The sequence below is a fragment of the Capnocytophaga bilenii genome, assembly GCF_017565765.1.
Lineage (GTDB): Bacteria > Bacteroidota > Bacteroidia > Flavobacteriales > Flavobacteriaceae > Capnocytophaga > Capnocytophaga bilenii.
The window spans coordinates 140682-158363 of record NZ_JAGDYP010000003.1 but is presented as its reverse complement, the minus strand read 5'-3'; the positions used below and the strand labels follow the sequence as shown (position 1 = coordinate 158363).

Below are 17682 nucleotides of genomic sequence, written 5' to 3'. Positions count from 1 at the left end.
CTTAATAATTATCTTCCCAGTGAAAAAGCACATCGTCAAATTTACAATTAGCCATATCTTCAGGACTGATAAAGAAATTAGCCACACCTCCTTCATTTCCCCAACAAATCTCTTCTCCTTCAACGTTATCAATATCTATTTGCAGGAGAAGGAGCGTATGAGGGTCTTTCTCTTCACGAGGGTCATATTCAATAAAGTAAGGATAACCCCCTATTTTATGCCTCATCTCTTTGTCAAGTAAATCATAAATCTTCTCACAGACTTTTATTCTCCTCTGCTTTTCTTTGAAAATAACTTCTTATTTTCAGGGTGCAAAGTAAAGACCCGTCCTACAAGTCCCACAATTCAAAATTCAAAATTCTTCTCTCGCACAAGTATCATTAGGCAAAAACAGAAATGCTCTATAGTATCCGATTCACCGTTAGCCTTTAGTTGTTAGTTTTTTTGACGAGACAAAGTTATAAATAAAAATACTAAAAAGCAAATTTTATTAGTATTTTTTTAAGAATAATTATTCTATAGCCTGCTTAATGCTAAAAAAGAAACTGTCCCAAAAAGTTAGTTTAAACTTTTAAGGACAGTCTTCTTTTATATCCTATACATCACACAGATAATCAATTATTTTTTCTTGTATTGTAGATGCAAATTTCCTTTTTGCTCCCATTTTATTTGATTTCCTCATAAGCACGTATAGCTTTATCAAAACGATCGTTCACACTTTCAATAGAGTAAAGTCCATCAGGGTTAGCTTTCAATCCCTTTAGTTTTAGTGAAAATACCACAGGTCGATTCTCTAAATTAAGTAATGTTACATTGCGAAGCTGTTCGGTAGTCTGATAAACAATATTTACAGCTACAAATTCCTTGCCCGCTTTGTCCACCCATTTTTCAAATACCAATTTGCTACCTATAGGAGTCTTCTTTTCTATTGATTGTGGCAAACTGTATTCTTCTACCTCCAAAGCCGCATTAACGCTCGCAATATTCGAATCGTGCCCACAAAGGAAAGTAAATTTGCGGTTTTTAGCATTCAGTTCGTCTTTCATATACACCAATAGCGGGTGAGCCACGTTCACTGCCACTATAGGAGCAGTAAATAATACATCGCCATAAACGTCTTTCACCTTAGCAATTTTTTCCCACTCATCATTAGAAAGTTTTTGTCCAAAAGCAGCCTGCACAGGGTCGGTATCTTCATAATACTGAAGAATAAGCGCATCCGAAGCCGAATTAGCAAACTTTAGTGAGCCTTTCATATTAGGTTCATCGCCTTTTTCAAGTTTTAGCTGAGTATTGTAATCGTTGAAAGCACACACTTCACCCGATTTGCAAGCAGGTGAGTTTTTCAGGTCTAATACCCTTTCAATAAGCTGGTAAGAATCTTTAAGACCTTCGTTGATGCCTACAATTCCTTTCTTGCCGCCCATAGCTGCAATTTCTTTCAGTGCCTGAGCTTTAAAAGCCTCGCTGCTCTTGGTAAGGGCAGGAAAAAATACCGGATCCATCTTGCTAGGGGTAAAACGATGGTTTATATGCAAATTAGCTACAGGCATAAAACCCGATGAAAAATACTGCGCTGTAGCAATAGTGCGTTGCATACTATTAGCATAAAAATTTACCTCATCAACCGTAGGAACCGCATTTTCTGTAAAAAGACCTTCATCAACTGTCCATTTGCGGAAAAACTGACCCATAATAGTTTCCAAAGCACCTCCTCGCAAGGTGAGTTCGCTGGGGGCTGCACTCCATTTTATCCATTCGTGAGGAGTCATTTTTTGCAACATACTACCATTTACTGATAGTGACGAACGAATATTGTGTCGGCTCAGTATCACCACTTCTTTCAGCTTGTATTGTTCTTTAAAAGCGTCTGAGCGTTGCAATTGTGCCATAGCCAATAGCGGGCACAAGAACAACAATGTTATATTTATAAAATTCTTTTTCATATAGTTTTATTTTTTTAAATTGGTTTCTCCTATACCATTCACACCTCTTAGAATTTGATTTGCAAACGCGTTTCTATCAAATTCAAATTAGTATCCTCTCTACCTGCACGATAGCCCACAGCAGTATGCGAAGCGCGCACCCTCCAAATCATATACTTGTTCAGGTAATAGTTAAAAGTAAGTGAATAATCATTTAGCCTACCACCCAAAATACCTGCCTTGCGGTTAGAAAGGTCGGTATAGTTATAGCCAGCCACCAATTCCATTGCTCCAGCTTTAGGCGTAGCAATACCACCATCGGCATCAGCATAAGTATACGGACTACCTTTGATGATAGTACGTACCATTGCGTAAGCACCACTCGCATCAAAAGCCTCAAAACCACTCTTTCTATTTACATTCACATAGTAATATTGAGCTTCTAATCCCCAGCGATTTTTAGCCAACAATAATTCAGGTGAAAATTTATATAAGAAAGTAGCATTATCAATAAATGCTTGTTGCGCTGTTACCTTAGCAATACGAGTAGGGAAAGGCGTTTTTAGAGTATACGAGCTATGTGAAACGCCTATTACTTTACCTGCGTTATTTTTTATTTCACCATAACGAGGTGTTTCAAAAGCCCCCGAAATACCCACATGCAAAATCTTACCCTCTTCGCGATAAGGACGATACAACAGCCTGCTCATCATTCCCATTCCTTGGCTGCCCGTTACTGTAGGACTCTTCTTCATCGCTTCATTTTCAGCAAAAAGACTCAGCGTACCAAAGAATTTATCTTTCTGATGCATCAGCATAAGCCCTACAAGCCTGCCATTGAAAAATGCCTCATTACTTTGAGGTTCTTCCATCGATATCTTGAAAGACGAACTTGTAGCACTCTGCATACCAAACTGATGTACAAAATAACCCCCTCTGAGGAGCGTATGCTTGCTAAATCCGTATTCTATAAGAACATCTTTTACCGAAAGAGCATTATAAAGCATAGCCAATATCCACTTTTGCCTTCCAGTTGCCGTAACGCACACCCAGTCCAGCACGTATATCGGGCATCGCAACCCCGCTTACAAACTCATTGTGATATTTATTAGCCCCAAAAGCACCTCCATCTATGAGGATACGCCCCGCAGGTTTTATTTCTATTTTATCCTCTGTTTTAGGCGCTGCTATTTGTTGTAGAACCGCAGCAGGCATTGTCATAGGGGTAGGTTCTGCCTGTGGGGTTGTATTATCTTGTGCGTAGCCATAAGCCAAGCTTAATAAAGCTGCGCTAAATACCCACTTTTTCATAACATAAATTATTTTGTTGTGCGTTCACTCTTCTTTACCTTGCCTTTTTTTACAAGTTCAGCAAATTCTTTTTTAGCTTTTGCCAATTGCGCCATAAAAGCATCATTAGCGTGTAGGCGTGCTACTACAGCACTCGCCACAAGGCGTGCCGCATCCACATCACTTTGGAAGTGATATCCACATATAACCCTACTTTGCCCCATTTCGTAGCCGCGTTTCAAAATCTCATTTTGTCTATCCACGTTTATTTCTGCAAGTACCAAGGCAGTAGCCCAGCCTATAGAAGTATGCCCTGAAGGGTATGACCCATTAGTAGAAAGCTCTTGTTGTTGCTCAGGGTTACAAGTAGTTTTTTCGTAAAACGCAAATGGGCGTACCCTCATATAGTGATCTTTAGCCGCACGAGTAGCAAGGTCACCCGCATCTTCACGCATTTTCACCACCAAGGTAAAAATTTCAGGAGTTTCTTCTTTTGAAATCTTCACCCCAAAAGCTTCCGAAAAAGCGTTAGGTACACCTGCCCCGTCCACACGAGCATCGCTCACCGCTTGCTCACCGCGGGCAGTACGGCGTTGCATCAAGCCCCATTGGTATTGTGCCTCATCGTTTAGGAAAAGTACACTCCCTGGTGATGGCGGAGGGGGCAATAGCTCAAGGCTATTTGCTACATCTCCTATTTGAAGAAAATAAACCTCAGGGCGTGTACGTACATCTCTAATCTTTTCTTGTGCAAAAGTAGCTACTGACGCTGCCAATAAAACTACTGATAAAAAAACTCTTTTCATTATATTTTGATATTAATTTATTATTTTCCTTTATGTTACGAATAAGTAAATTTATATACTTTTTTCGGCACAAAGATATGAAGAAACAAAATAATATCAAAATTTTTTTCACATTTTTTTAACAATTAATTTACCTATTCATATATTTCTATTACTACAGCTGTATTGCTACCCCCGAATCCCGAAGCCGTTTTTAGCAAATAATGCGTTTTTAAACGCTCATTTTTTGCCAATACATTTATGTTATGCGAAACACCCAATCGCTTAAAATTTAAGCTCCTTAGTGCCATTCCTCGCTTTGCCAATGCTACCGAGAGAATACTCTCCAACAAACCCGAAGTACCCAAGGTATGTCCAAAATAGCCCTTATAGCTATTCACAGGTGTATTGAGCAGCCCACTGCGCATCAGCGCAATGCTTTCCATTTCGTCATTGTAAAGCGTACCCGTACCGTGTGCATTAATAAGGTCTATCGCTTCAGGTTGCAAGCCAGCTTGTTGTAACGCCGCTGCAATGCTTAGGTATAACCCTTCCCCTGTACGAGAAGGTCCCGATATATGATTCGCATCATTGATAGAAGCTCCCCCCACAATTTTTGCTACAGCATCCTCACGTTCATTGCTAAGCCACAAAGCCGCAGTAGCTTCACCTAAGCTGATACCGTCTCTATTAGCATCATAAGGCTTGCAAGGACTACTACTCATCGCCTGAAACGAACTAAAACCCGACAGCACAAAATCAGTAACTTCATCACCAGCAACTATTAGCATACTATCGTACACCCCTGCCGCCAAAAGCCGAGAAGCTACCGAAAGTGCCATCACCCCCGATACGCAAGCATTACTCACAACCATAGGCGTAGTACAAATACCCAATACTTCCGCCAGCTCCTTTGCAGCATGGTGCAAAAAAGGCAAAGTATCAGTCCCTTTTTCCAACGAACGTATATCGCCTTTGGTAGTAGAAAGCAGCAAACCTGTACGTTCAGTAATGCGAATATCTTTCAGAAGAGGAGCTACTGCCACATAAAGAAGCCGTTGCAAGCGAGTCAAATGAGGATAACGCATATAATCAGGATAAGCAGTAAGAGCATTTTCACTGAAAACCGACATCGGTATGTTCGCAAATCTACCTCTATCAGCCTGCAAGGCAATTCCTGTTTGCCCACTCAATACTGCCTCCATAGTAGTCTCCAAATCCAATCCTAAAGGCGTTGTAATATTATATTGATGAATATATGACATTTTTTTATTTTTAATTAGCAGATGGTATAATTAAAAAAGCTGCCTAAATAAAGACAGCTTTTTCTACGGAATAATATCATCGTTAAACGTTTATTTTACTTTTTCAACAATAGCTTTGAACGCTTCTGGGTGATTCATAGCCAAATCGGCTAACACCTTGCGGTTGAGTTCAATGTTATGAGCTTTAAGTTTCCCCATAAACTGAGAGTATGACAATCCGTGAAGGCGCGCACCTGCATTGATACGTACAATCCACAAAGCACGGAAAGTTCTCTTTTTGTTACGGCGGTCTCTATAAGCGTACTGCATTGCTTTCTCAACAGCATTTTTAGCTACCGTCCAAACGTTTTTTCTGCGACCAAAGAAACCTTTGGCAAGCTTCATTATTTTCTTTCTACGAGCTCTACGAGCTACAGCATTTACTGATCTTGGCATAAATAAATTTTAATTTTTTGTAGCAGGTGGTTCGGCTTAAAACAAACACTTAGGTACCTACTCCAGGGTTATTAATTCCGATTCGTTGCAGACAATTATTTTAAGCCTAATTGTCTCTTCACACTTGCAGTATCGTTAGTGCTAACGAGTGCAGCGTGGGTAAGTGCCAACTTGCGTTTTTTAGTCTTCTTTGTTAAGATGTGGCTCTTAAACGCATGTTTTCTCTTGATTTTGCCAGAGCCCGTAAGCACAAAACGCTTCTTAGCTCCCGATTTAGTTTTAATTTTAGGCATTTGCTTAGAATTTTTATTGTGATATTATTCCGTCCTCCCCCCGCCCCTCTTTTCAGAGGGGGAGTTACAGGAGTTTATTTTTATCCTCATTTTCCGCCCTTTACGAGGGTCAGATAACGATTATTTTTTCTTAGGTAATGGTGCCAAAAACATCGTCATACGCTTGCCTTCCAGTTTAGGCATTTGTTCCACTTTGCCGTATTCTTCAAGGTCAGTAGCAAGTCGTAACAACAAAATCTCACCTTGGTCTTTGTAAATAATTGAACGACCTTTGAAAAATACATAGGCTTTAACTTTTGACCCTTCTTTCAAAAACTTTTCACCGTGTTTTTTCTTAAATTCATAGTCGTGGTCATCTGTTTGAGGACCAAAACGTATCTCCTTAATAACTACTTTCACAGCCTTAGCTTTTAGCTCTTTATCACGCTTTTTTTGTTCGTAAAGAAACTTCTTATAGTCAATTACTTTACAAACGGGCGGAGTAGCATTTGGCGATATCTCAACCAAATCGAGCTCAAGACTTTCAGCAATTTCTAAAGCTTTTCGTGTAGGATAAACGCCATTCTCAACGTTTTCCCCCACAAGACGAACCTCTGGAACCCTAATATCGCGATTTATGCGATGTAGGCTTTTGTCGTCTTTTCCCGGTGTGTTACTTTTCTTAATGATGGCTATTAAAATTTTAAATTACTTTCACTGTTTTATTTTGTCAATTAGCAAATTGCTTTATCGACTTGGCTACTTCTTCGTTGATGAGTTTAGCAAAAGCCTCTACAGTCATACTTCCTAAATCTTCACCACCGCGTTTGCGTACCGAAATAGTAGCCTCTTTTTCTTCATTTTCACCCACAATAAGCATATAAGGCACTTTTTGCTTTTCAGCCTCACGTATCTTTTTACCCATTGTTTCAGCACGATTGTCTATTAGGGTACGAATATCCAAATCCTGTAGCTGTCTCAATACTTTTTGCGCATAGCCTTCGTACTTTTCGCTGAGCGACAAAATTATAGCTTGGTCAGGAGTAAGCCATAATGGGAAATTACCCGCTGTGTGCTCCAACAAAATAGCTACAAAACGCTCCATACTACCAAAAGGCGCACGGTGTATCATCACAGGGCGGTGCAATTCGTTGTCTGCACCTTTATACCACAAGTCAAATCGCTCAGGTAAGTTGTAATCCACCTGAATAGTACCCAGCTGCCAGCTTCTTCCTAAAGCATCTTTCACCATAAAGTCAAGCTTAGGACCATAAAAAGCAGCTTCTCCTGTTTCCACCACATAAGTAAGCCCCTTTTCTTTAGCAGCAGCTATAATAGCATTTTCAGCTTTAGCCCAATTCTCATCACTACCAATGTATTTAGTCAGGTTTTCAGGGTCACGCAATGATACTTGTGCCGTAAAATTATCAAACCCAAGTGAGCCAAATACGTATAGCACTAAGTCTATTACGTGTTTAAATTCAGTATCAAGCTGTTCAGGAGTACAGAATATATGAGCATCGTCTTGAGTGAAGCAGCGCACACGGGTCAATCCGTGTAATTCACCACTCTGCTCATAACGATATACAGTACCAAATTCAGCAAATCGTTTCGGTAAATCTTTATAACTCCAAGGGTGCGAATTGTATATTTCGCAGTGGTGAGGGCAGTTCATCGGTTTTAGCAAATACTCTTCCCCTTCATTAGGAGTAGCTATTGGCTGAAAACTATCTTTGCCGTATTTTTCCCAGTGTCCTGAAGTTACATATAAATTTTTATGCCCTATATGAGGGGTAACTACCTGTTCATAACCCGCTTGTTTTTGAGCTTTGCGCAAGAAAGCCTCCAAACGCTCGCGTAGTGCTGCACCTTTGGGCAACCAGAGTGGTAGCCCCTGCCCTACTTTGTTTGAAAAGGTAAAGAGTTCCAATTCTTTACCAAGCTTGCGGTGGTCGCGTTTTTTAGCTTCTTCCAATAGCTCAAGATAATCAGTAAGTTCTTTTTGCTTCGGAAACGAAATTCCATACACACGCGTTAGCTGCGGATTGTGTTCATTACCACGCCAATAAGCACCTGCAGCACTAAGCACTTTCACTGCTTTTACAAATCCAGTGTTAGGAATATGCCCCCCACGGCAGAGGTCAGTAAAAGTACTATGGTCACAAAAAGTAATAGTACCATCTTCAAGCGCTTCAATGAGTTCTGTTTTATACTCATTTTTCCCCGCATAATATGACAACGCTTCAGCTTTGCTTACAGGGCGCATTTTAAATTCGTGTTTGCCACGTGCAATTTCCAAGAACTTAGCTTCAATAGCCGGAAAATCTTTTTCAGAAATAGGTTTTCCATTAAAATCAACATCGTAGTAAAAACCACTCGCAATTGCCGGCCCTATGGTAAGCTTAATACCAGGGTACAATTCCTCCAATGCCTGAGCCAAAATGTGCGCCGATGAGTGCCAAAAAGCCTTTTTCCCTTCAGGATTATCCCAAGTATATAGAGTTAAACTACCATCCGTCGTCAGTGGAGTAACGCTTTCTACTGTTTTTCCATTGAAGGAAGCAGATAGTACATTGCGTGCAAGTCCTTCGCTAATACTTTGAGCTACTTGCATAGGGGTAATGCCACTTTGGTATTCTTTTACCGAACCGTCTGGTAGTGTAATCTTTATCATTTTATTATCCAAATTTTAGTATTGTTAGCTTTGAGAGTGCAAAGGTATAAAATATTTATGAATTAGCAAGATTTTTGCAGAAAAATTGAAACTACTTATATAATCTATTTTAAATAAAGAAGATACAGGAATTACAAGAAGATTAGGTAATGATTTAGTAATAGTTCTTATTTCATTTGATTATACCTATTTTCTCAGTAACTTCTAGGTGCAAAGGTACAACATCTTGACAATATAACCAAAAAAAATTACCTTTGCACCCACAAACGTGCGTTGCTGAGGCTGTCTAAAAAGTTTGTTTTAAACTTTTTTTGGCAGCCTCTTTTATAGTGTCATATCCTAAAATAGGTTTACACTAAAAATAGAAAAAATATGCCGTATTATTTGGCTATTCAAAATATTGTTCGTACCTTTGCGAACAACAAAGAAGAAAGGAGAATTGGAGTGAAAGAGAAACAGTACACAACAGAGCAGGAACAGATTGCTCGCTTTGCCAAAGCAATGGGACATCCAGCACGGATGGCTATTCTTGCTTTCTTGGCAAAACAAGATAGTTGCTTCTTCGGTGATATTCACGAAGAACTACCTATTGCTAAAGCAACCGTTTCGCAGCATTTGAAAGAATTGAAAGAAGCTGGCTTAATTCAGGGGGAAATAGAAACGCCCAAAGTCCGGTATTGTATAAACCGGGAGAATTGGGAACTTGCCCGAAAATTGTTTGCAGCTTTTTTAGGGGACTGTAAATGTAAAGATACATCGTGCTGTGAATAGCAGTACCTTTTTTTTGGAATAAACGTTCGTAGTTCTACGAACTACGATTATTATATTAACTTTAAAGTAAAATGACAATGAAAATTAAAGTATTAGGAACTGGGTGTTCAAGCTGTAAAGCCTTGTACGAAACTACCAAACAAGCTATTTCAGAATTAGGTTGCGATGCAACCCTTATCAAAGAGGAAGATTTATTGAAAATCATGGAGTATAACATTTTAGGGCTTCCGGCTTTGGTGATTGACGAGAAAGTCGTATCAGCTGGGAAAAAGTTATCCCTTGCAGAAGTGAAAGAGTTGATAACCAAATAAAAATGAACTATGAGAAAATTATTTTATCTACTGATTGCAACGCTGGTCTTAGTTTCCTGTGGTAACGATTCAAAGAAAAAGACCGGAGAAAATCAAGCGGAAGAAATACAGTCTAACCGCATAGAGGTTCTTTATTTTCATGGAGCGCAACGGTGTATCACTTGCCGGGCGATAGAAACAAATACAGAAGCCCTTTTGGATAGCCTTTATTCAAAAGAAAAAGCAGACGGTAAAATTATCTATAAAGTGATAGATATTTCAAAGAAAGAAAATGAAGCGATTGCAGACAAGTACGAAGTTACATGGTCGTCTTTGTTTGTTAACGGCTGGAAAGACGGCAAGGAGAATGTAAACAACATGACCGAGTTTAGCTTTTCCAATGCGAAAAATACACCGGACAAGTTTAAAGAGGGAATTAAAAGCAAGATTGACGAATTGTTAAAACAGTTGTAAGATGGATTTTCTTCAATCGCTATTAGATAACAGTTCTATTCCTGCTATTACAGCTTTTATATTGGGGATTTTAACGGCGGTCAGCCCGTGTCCGTTAGCGACCAACATAACGGCAATAGGATTTATTAGTAAGGACATAGAAAACCATCACCGGATATTTATAAACGGATTGCTTTATACTTTCGGAAGAATAGTAAGCTATACGGTTCTTGGCTTTATCCTTATTCCTATTCTCCGTGAGGGAGCAAGTATGTTTATGGTTCAAAAAGCCGTAAGCAAGTACGCGGAAATACTGATTGCTCCGGCGTTAATCATCATTGGAATATTTATGCTCGATGTAATAAAACTCAATCTACCGAAAATCAATATCGGCGGTGAAAGTTTGAAAAAGAGGACTAAAGGCGGTTGGGGGGCTATGCTATTGGGTATTTTATTTGCCCTTGCTTTTTGTCCTACCAGTGGAGTATTTTATTTCGGTATGCTTATGCCTTTGTCAGCAGCGGAAACGGGCGGGTATCTCTTACCTATAATTTACGCTATTGCTACGGGATTACCCGTAATCCTTGTTGCATGGATTTTAGCGTATAGTGTTGCCGGGCTGGGTAAGTTTTATAACCGGATGCAAATATTTGAGAAATGGTTTCGTAAAATAGTTGCCATCCTCTTTATTGCGGTAGGAATTTATTATGTAGTAGTCTTTTATCTATAAACATAGAGTATCATTTTAAATAAAAACAGTATGAAAAAGATAGAAATTTTCGACCCGGCAATGTGTTGCCCTACGGGTCTTTGTGGAACAAATATTGACCCTGAATTAATGCGTATTGCGGTTGTTATTGAAACATTGAAGAAACAGGGTATCATCGTTACCCGTCACAATTTACGTGACGAACCGCAAGTATATGTAAGTAATAAAACAGTAAACGAGCATCTGCAAAAATATGGGGCGGATGCACTGCCTATTACTTTAGTGGACGGTGAAATCGCTGTTTCAAAAACCTATCCTACCACCAAACAAATGAGTGAATGGACGGGTATCAATTTGGATTTTATGCCAGTAAAATGAGTATTCACCAGCTAATTATATAAAAATGAAAACATTTAATTTATCAGATATAGATTTGATGAAATACCTTTTCTTCACCGGAAAGGGCGGTGTTGGAAAAACTTCGATTGCTTGTGCTACTGCGGTAGGCTTGGCAGATAATGGAAAGAAAATACTTCTTATCAGTACAGACCCGGCTTCAAACCTGCAAGATGAGGCTGTCCGAAAAGTTTTGTTTAAACTTTTAAAGACAGCCTTCTTTTTTAAGATTTTATTTTATATTTTCTAAAATATTCAAGATTTTGGATTCTTAAGCAGCTTGTAAAAGGTAAGAAAATAAAAAAGTTGTATTTTGAGAAGATTTTAGTGTGTTTTTATTAGTTTTTGCTTCCAATTGGGCGGTCTTCTTCCTATTAGACAATAATTTTCTAAAATTATGACCAATTGACATTAGTAAAAATTCCATTTCTACTTTTTCCTTACCTCTATGTGTGAACCGATTAAACTTATTATCACTTTTTAGCTGTCCAAATACTGCTTCAACTTCTATCGGACGCTTTCTACGATGATACTGACCTCTTTCACTGGTTAATAATGCTCTCGCTCGTGATTTTAACTGATTTAATCGATAATTAACCTCTATTCTTCGGTTGCCTTTTGATTTATGACATAAACCTCTAAGCGGACACCCCTCACATCTTTGTGCCTGGTAATAAGCAATTTCTGATTTATATCCATTACTCGATATTCGCTTCCCCTTCCCTACATTTCGTAGTTTTTGCCCCATTGGACATACATAATAATCCTCTTTTAGGTTATAGTACATATTTTGAACTAAAAATGGGTCTTCTTTTTGCTTCTTTTTCTGTTCTATATGAAAAAAACTGAACTTTATATATCCCTTAACACCTTTTCTTTCAAGTATTTCGTAGTTTTCTTCACTGCCATACCCTGCATCAGCACAAACTTCTTTGCTTTGTTTCTGATAATTCTTTTCAAACCCATTTAGATGACTTTCTAATGTAGTAGTATCACTTGGCGTTTGATGGATGCTAACGTGAGTAATGAACTGATTTTCAGTAGATATTTGAGCATTATAAGCTGGCTTTAACTGACCATTTTTCATATGATCATCTTTCATTCGCATAAAAGTAGCATCAGTATCTGTTTTACTATAAGAGTTCCTATCTCCCATTATCTCTAAACTTTTTTCGTATTGTTCTAACTTTGGAAGATATTCATTTTGAAGCTTTTGTAACTCTCTTTCTTGTTTTTTAGTAGGTTCTTTTAGCCTTTTATTGATTTGGGATAATTGCTCTTTAAGTGCTTCTGCATTAATTTCTTTAGGAAGTTCCTTTTTGTTAATTTCTTGATTATCAGATTGTATACTATCTTCTATATCAGAAAGTACTTTATTAATTTTTGCTTCTAACCTTTCCTTGTACTTCTCTACAGAACCTCTCCACACAAAAGTATATTTATTGGCAGCTGACTCTATTTTTGTACCATCAATATACTGAATATCAAGGCTAAGATAACCTTCTTTTACTAAGAGTTTTACAATTTCAGCAAAAAGTTTTTGCAGAGAATCTTTCAGAGTTTTGCCTCTAAAATCATTAATAGTTCTAAAATCAGGAGTTGTACCACCTGCCAAATACATAAGAGGAAGATTCTCTTTAACTGCGAGAGCCATTTTACGGCAAGAATAAATATTAGAAAGGTAGCTATAAAAGATTATTTTTATCATCGTACGAGGATGATACGCAGAACATCCTCCCCCCTTATATTTTTGAAGTATATCTTTTATATCTAATTGATTAACAACCATTTCAACTAGTTTAGCAGGATGGTTCTTATCTATTTTATCAAAAATATTTTCGGGAAAAAGTGTTAAAAATTTGTCAGGTTCAGATTTAAATGATATTTTTGTCATAGTGTTTTTTTAGGAGCCACAAAGATACAAAATTTGTGGTAAAACACCAAATAATAAGAGGCTATCCGATAAAAGATAGCCTCTTTTTTATTCATTACTGATAATCAGCCTTTTAAAACTTTTCGGACAGGCTCTGAACGTACACGGCACGGATATTCAAGAAGTACCCGGCTTAACGGTCGTTAATCTCGACCCGGAACAAGCCGCAGCCGAATACAAGGAAGGCGTTATTGCTCCTTTCCGGGGACAACTGCCCGAAAGTGTAATTCAGAATATGGAAGAACAACTTTCAGGGTCTTGTACGGTAGAAATTGCGGCTTTCAACCAGTTTTCCGATTTTATCACGGATGCTGATAAAGCAAAAGAATACGACCATATTATCTTTGATACAGCCCCCACGGGATACACGTTACGAATGTTACAACTACCATCAGCGTGGAGTACATTTATTAGTGAGAGTACGCACGGTGCATCTTGCTTAGGTCAATTATCCGGTTTGGAAGAACGGAAAGGTATCTATAAGCAGGCAGTTGAAACACTTTCGGATGCAAACGCAACCCGCTTAGTATTGGTTAGCCGTCCTGAAATCGCACCATTAAAAGAAGCCGCCCGTTCTTCACATGAATTGCAATTACTGGGAATTAGAAACCAGCTATTGGTAATCAACGGGCTTTTGCTGCAATTAGATGAAGCCGATAACGTATCGAAACAGATATATGACAGGCAGCAAAATGCCCTGAAACAGATTCCTGCGGAACTGCTGGAATATCCGTCTTATTATGTTCCTTTACGGTCATACAATTTATCTAATATTGCGAATATCCGCCGGATGCTTTACAATGATAATTTAACAAATGATGCGAACTATCAGCGGATTACCGATGCCAAAGGGATGGATGAACTGGTAAACGACCTCTATCAATCAGGAAAAAGGGTTGTTTTTACTATGGGAAAAGGCGGCGTGGGAAAAACCACTTTAGCCACTGAAATAGCCCTGAAATTAACAAAACTGGGAGCAAAGGTGCATCTTACCACGACTGATCCGGCAAACCATCTGAATTATAACCTGGATGTTCAGGCTGGCATTACGGTAAGCCGGATTGACGAAGCGGAAGTGTTGGAAGCCTATAAAAACGAGGTTCGCAGTAAAGCTGCGGAAACAATGACAGCCGAAGATATGGAATATATAGAGGAAGATTTACGTTCACCGTGTACGCAGGAAATTGCAGTATTCCGGGCTTTTGCTGAAATTGTCGATAAAGCAGAAAATGAAGTCGTAGTAATTGACACCGCGCCTACCGGACACACTTTGTTATTGCTGGATGCAACGGAAAGTTACCATAAGGAAGTACAACGTACACAAGGCGACACTCCCGCTTCCGTAAGAAAGCTGTTACCACGTTTAAGAAACCCACAGGAAACAGAAATTGTTATTGTGACCCTGCCCGAAGCAACACCCGTATTTGAAGCCGAACGTTTGCAAATGGACTTACAACGTGCCGGGATTAATAATAAATGGTGGGTCGTGAATGCTTGCTTGTCATTAACAGGCACCGAAAATTCTTTCTTGCGGGCAAAGGCGCAAAATGAATTGGCTTGGATTAAGAAAGTAGAAGAATTATCAAAGGGAAATGCTGCCCTGATAGCTTGGAAAAACAACTAAAAACATGAAGATTTTAATTCTTTGTACAGGAAATAGCTGCCGCAGCCAAATGGCACATGGCTTTTTGCAATCATTTGACAATAAACCGGATGTCTTTTCAGCAGGAACAAAACCTGCTGAAAAGGTTAATCCGATGGCGGTAAAGGTTATGGATGAAATGGGTATAGATTTAACCCACCATACCCCTAAAAGTGTAAACCTATATATAGGACAGGAATGGGACTATGTTATTACGGTCTGCGGTGGGGCAAACGAAAGCTGCCCGATGTTTACGGGTGAAGTAAGGAACAGGCTGCATATAGGATTTGACGACCCATCAGAAGCAACCGGAACGCCGGAGTTTATAAACAGTGAATTTCATCGGGTACGGGATGAAATAAAAGCCCGCTTCTATCAGTTCTACATCGACCATATCCAAGGAAAACAAGAATAATGCACCAATATATCTCTAAGTTCAATGTTCCAAAGATGGATTGCCCATGCGAGGAAAATTTAATCCGTCTGAAATTAGGCAATAGCCCCTTAGTGGAGCGTCTCGATTTCGACTTGGCGGAAAGAACCTTAGTTGTCATCCATCACGGGGAAGTGAAGTCGATTCAGGAACAGCTTGAAACATTAAACCTTGGTGCCAAGCTAACAGCATCTTCTCTCTGCGATGAAGCAAAGTCTGAAACCACCTCCAAAGTTCAGAGACGGGTGTTGTGTTGGGTGCTCGTCATCAACTTTCTATGTTTCATCATAGAAGCCACAACAGGCATCATCTCCCAGTCGATGGGCTTGGTCGCAGACAGTTTGGATATGTTGGCAGATGCTTTGGTTTACGGCATGAGTCTGATGGCTGTTGGAACAACTATAGCCCGTCAGCAAAAAGTAGCAAAACTCAGTGGCTACCTTCAAATTTCACTGGCTGTATTGGGGCTCATCGAAGTTATCAAACGCTTTATGGGCCTCGAAACGCCCCCAGACTTTTTAGTTATGATTGTCATCTCGTTCATTGCACTAATCGCCAATACAGCCTCTCTATGGTTGTTGCAGCGCACAAAGAGCAAGGAGGCCCACATACAAGCCAGTGTTATTTTCTCAGCCAACGATGTCATTGTCAATATAGGAGTCATCGTTGCAGGGCTGTTGGTTGGACTATTGAACAGCAACGCCCCTGATTTGATCATAGGCATCATTGTCTTTCTCATCGTCATTAGAGGCGCGATACGCATACTGAAACTCTCAAAGTAAAACTATAACATATGGAAAAGAAACAAGGAATTGGATTTTTTGAAAAATACCTGACTATCTGGGTTGCCTTGTGCATCATTATTGGAATTGCCGTGGGACAATGGCTCCCGGCAATTCCGCAAACATTAAGCAAATTTGAATATGCCAACGTGTCTATACCCGTGGCAATCCTGATTTGGTTAATGATTTATCCGATGATGCTAAAAGTAGATTTTCAAAGTGTTAAGAATGTCGGCAAGCGTCCGAAAGGAATTATAGTCACTTGTGTTACAAATTGGCTGATAAAGCCATTTACCATGTTCGGAATAGCTTATTTGTTCTTCTATGTGGTTTTCAAAGCCTTTATACCTGCCGGATTAGCCGAAGAATATTTAGCCGGGGCGGTATTATTGGGGGCTGCACCTTGTACAGCAATGGTGTTCGTGTGGAGTTACCTTACTAAAGGGGATGCCGCTTATACACTGGTACAAGTGGCAGTGAACGATTTAATCATATTGGTAGCGTTTGCCCCTATCGTTGCTTTCTTGCTGGGAGTTGGCGGCGTATCTATCCCGTGGGATACTCTGTTGCTATCCGTAGGGCTGTTTGTTGTAATACCACTTGCTGCTGGGGTCATTACCCGAATAATGGTTATCCGCCGCAAAGGTGTGGAGTATTTCAATAACGTATTTATTAAGAAATTTAATAATTATATGGTAGGTGGATTGCTATTAACGCTTATTATCCTGTTTTCATTTCAAGGAGAAACGATACTGAACAATCCCCTGCATATCTTATTGATTGCAGTTCCGCTTGTGTTGCAAACGGTTCTGATATTCTTCGTTGCTTATGGTTGGGCGAAATGGTGGAAATTACCCCATGATGTTGCCGCACCTGCCGGAATGATTGGGGCAAGTAATTTCTTTGAATTGGCGGTTGCTGTGGCTATTTCTCTTTTTGGTTTACAATCCGGGGCTGCATTGGCTACGGTGGTGGGCGTGCTGGTCGAAGTTCCGGTGATGTTGATGTTAGTAAGGATTGCCAATAACACACGAAGCTGGTTTCCGGCTACAAAATAACAATAGGGCAAAAGTCCTAATCTAACTTTATCGTAAAAAGGCTTGGTGCTGGAAATGTTTGTTTCTAACGTTTCTGGCATGAGGCTGTCCAAAAAGTCTTCAAAAGTATGATTGCCTCTCACATTTTGAAAAAGTCCAAGACTTTAGTAAAATGATTAGACTAACAATCAATAACTTTTGCTTCCCTTGTAGGAGCGAAAGGCAATTCGCCCTCACAAATCAAAACTTTTTAGACAGCCCCTTTTTTTTGTCGTTTAGTTTAATACAATAAAAATATAAAAGTAAAAAACCACGACTTCGGAGTGTGTTTTAAGCTCCCTGCAAGGGCAAGTGGTTTTGAGGTGCCTACACGCCTAATGCGTGCCTCAAAACACAACTTGCTCTGTTCCGGTGAACAGAAAATTCTCCCTAAAGGTCAAATTTTAATTAACCATAAGAAAAGAAGATAAATATTACAAGCTCATAAAGTGATTTAGGGCATATTAGCAATATATTTAATCACTTACTTACAGAGTTATTTACAATTCTATGTAAAGCTATATGTATATTTGTACATTACTTTGCATTCA

The 17682-nt window shown here is 39.3% G+C and carries 21 protein-coding genes; 10 read left to right on the top strand and 11 right to left on the bottom strand.

The genetic code is table 11. The features are described from left to right. Position 1 precedes the first annotated feature (1 nt). From J4N46_RS05055 to thrS, 10 genes are all read right to left on the bottom strand, one after another. On the bottom strand, positions 2 to 268 hold the full coding sequence (locus tag J4N46_RS05055; RefSeq protein WP_317194295.1) for a DUF1963 domain-containing protein: 267 nt from the start codon (positions 266 to 268) through the stop codon (positions 2 to 4). Between the two features lie 397 nt (positions 269 to 665). Continuing rightward, positions 666 to 1946 (bottom strand): histidine-type phosphatase, encoded by a 1281-nt coding sequence (locus J4N46_RS05050; RefSeq protein ID WP_208058400.1) that lies wholly within the window; start codon positions 1944 to 1946, stop codon positions 666 to 668. A gap of 47 nt (positions 1947 to 1993) precedes the next feature. After that, positions 1994 to 2932 (bottom strand): porin, encoded by a 939-nt coding sequence (locus tag J4N46_RS05045; RefSeq protein WP_236013733.1) that lies wholly within the window; start codon positions 2930 to 2932, stop codon positions 1994 to 1996. Beyond that, entirely contained in the window at positions 2922 to 3236 is a 315-nt protein-coding gene (locus tag J4N46_RS12655) for a hypothetical protein (RefSeq protein ID WP_236013731.1), read from the bottom strand. The genes J4N46_RS05045 and J4N46_RS12655 overlap by 11 nt, the downstream gene beginning before the upstream one ends. 8 nt (positions 3237 to 3244) lie before the next feature. Then, the gene (locus J4N46_RS05040; protein ID WP_208058399.1) at positions 3245 to 4021 is read right to left on the bottom strand and encodes an acid phosphatase; all 777 of its coding nucleotides are present in this window, start codon (positions 4019 to 4021) and stop codon (positions 3245 to 3247) included. A gap of 134 nt (positions 4022 to 4155) precedes the next feature. Next, positions 4156 to 5265 (bottom strand): beta-ketoacyl synthase N-terminal-like domain-containing protein, encoded by a 1110-nt coding sequence (locus tag J4N46_RS05035; RefSeq protein ID WP_208058398.1) that lies wholly within the window; start codon positions 5263 to 5265, stop codon positions 4156 to 4158. 90 nt (positions 5266 to 5355) lie between these two features. Further along, positions 5356 to 5700, bottom strand: a complete 345-nt coding sequence (rplT, locus tag J4N46_RS05030; RefSeq protein WP_009415231.1) for a 50S ribosomal protein L20 — start codon at positions 5698 to 5700, stop codon at positions 5356 to 5358. A 95-nt stretch (positions 5701 to 5795) separates the two neighbouring features. Next, the gene (rpmI, locus tag J4N46_RS05025) at positions 5796 to 5993 is read right to left on the bottom strand and encodes a 50S ribosomal protein L35 (RefSeq protein ID WP_009415232.1); all 198 of its coding nucleotides are present in this window, start codon (positions 5991 to 5993) and stop codon (positions 5796 to 5798) included. Positions 5994 to 6113: 120 nt separating this feature from the next. Then, positions 6114 to 6611, bottom strand: coding sequence for a translation initiation factor IF-3 (gene infC / locus J4N46_RS05020; protein WP_157049218.1), 498 nt, complete (start codon positions 6609 to 6611; stop codon positions 6114 to 6116). A 91-nt stretch (positions 6612 to 6702) separates the two neighbouring features. After that, positions 6703 to 8646 carry a threonine--tRNA ligase gene (thrS, locus tag J4N46_RS05015; protein WP_208058397.1) on the bottom strand — a complete coding sequence of 648 codons (1944 nt, stop codon included), beginning with the start codon at positions 8644 to 8646 and terminating at the stop codon, positions 6703 to 6705. A 372-nt stretch (positions 8647 to 9018) separates the two neighbouring features. Between thrS and J4N46_RS05010 the strand changes: the two genes are divergently transcribed. From J4N46_RS05010 to J4N46_RS04985, 6 genes are all read left to right on the top strand, one after another. Further along, positions 9019 to 9417, top strand: coding sequence for an ArsR/SmtB family transcription factor (locus J4N46_RS05010; RefSeq protein WP_016420844.1), 399 nt, complete (start codon positions 9019 to 9021; stop codon positions 9415 to 9417). Positions 9418 to 9494: 77 nt separating this feature from the next. Next, complete coding sequence (locus J4N46_RS05005) at positions 9495 to 9728, top strand: thioredoxin family protein (RefSeq protein WP_016420843.1); 234 nt, start codon at positions 9495 to 9497, stop codon at positions 9726 to 9728. 9 nt (positions 9729 to 9737) lie between these two features. Beyond that, positions 9738 to 10181, top strand: a complete 444-nt coding sequence (locus J4N46_RS05000; RefSeq protein WP_009388535.1) for a nitrophenyl compound nitroreductase subunit ArsF family protein — start codon at positions 9738 to 9740, stop codon at positions 10179 to 10181. Position 10182: 1 nt separating this feature from the next. Continuing rightward, the gene (locus J4N46_RS04995; protein WP_009388536.1) at positions 10183 to 10890 is read left to right on the top strand and encodes an aromatic aminobenezylarsenical efflux permease ArsG family transporter; all 708 of its coding nucleotides are present in this window, start codon (positions 10183 to 10185) and stop codon (positions 10888 to 10890) included. Between the two features lie 30 nt (positions 10891 to 10920). Next, on the top strand, positions 10921 to 11247 hold the full coding sequence (arsD, locus tag J4N46_RS04990) for an arsenite efflux transporter metallochaperone ArsD (RefSeq protein WP_208058396.1): 327 nt from the start codon (positions 10921 to 10923) through the stop codon (positions 11245 to 11247). Positions 11248 to 11272: 25 nt separating this feature from the next. Continuing rightward, positions 11273 to 11515: an ArsA-related P-loop ATPase gene (locus J4N46_RS04985; protein ID WP_208058395.1), complete on the top strand. Its 243-nt coding sequence runs from the start codon at positions 11273 to 11275 to the stop codon at positions 11513 to 11515. A gap of 21 nt (positions 11516 to 11536) precedes the next feature. Here J4N46_RS04985 and J4N46_RS04980 read toward each other — a convergent pair whose 3' ends face one another. Next, entirely contained in the window at positions 11537 to 13159 is a 1623-nt protein-coding gene (locus J4N46_RS04980) for an IS1182 family transposase (RefSeq protein ID WP_208058144.1), read from the bottom strand. Positions 13160 to 13256: 97 nt separating this feature from the next. Between J4N46_RS04980 and arsA the strand changes: the two genes are divergently transcribed. Genes arsA through arsB form a run of 4 tightly spaced genes read left to right on the top strand, consistent with a single transcriptional unit; the run spans position 13257 to position 17113 of the window. After that, positions 13257 to 14822, top strand: coding sequence for an arsenical pump-driving ATPase (gene arsA, locus J4N46_RS04975; RefSeq protein ID WP_208058538.1), 1566 nt, complete (start codon positions 13257 to 13259; stop codon positions 14820 to 14822). 4 nt (positions 14823 to 14826) lie between these two features. Then, a complete protein-coding gene (locus J4N46_RS04970; protein ID WP_155846607.1) occupies positions 14827 to 15255 on the top strand; it encodes an arsenate reductase ArsC in 429 nt (142 codons plus the stop codon). Then, positions 15255 to 16055: a cation transporter gene (locus J4N46_RS04965; RefSeq protein WP_009388541.1), complete on the top strand. Its 801-nt coding sequence runs from the start codon at positions 15255 to 15257 to the stop codon at positions 16053 to 16055. The genes J4N46_RS04970 and J4N46_RS04965 overlap by 1 nt, the downstream gene beginning before the upstream one ends. A gap of 11 nt (positions 16056 to 16066) precedes the next feature. Further along, positions 16067 to 17113: an ACR3 family arsenite efflux transporter gene (gene arsB / locus J4N46_RS04960; protein ID WP_009388542.1), complete on the top strand. Its 1047-nt coding sequence runs from the start codon at positions 16067 to 16069 to the stop codon at positions 17111 to 17113. Positions 17114 to 17682: the final 569 nt, after the last annotated feature.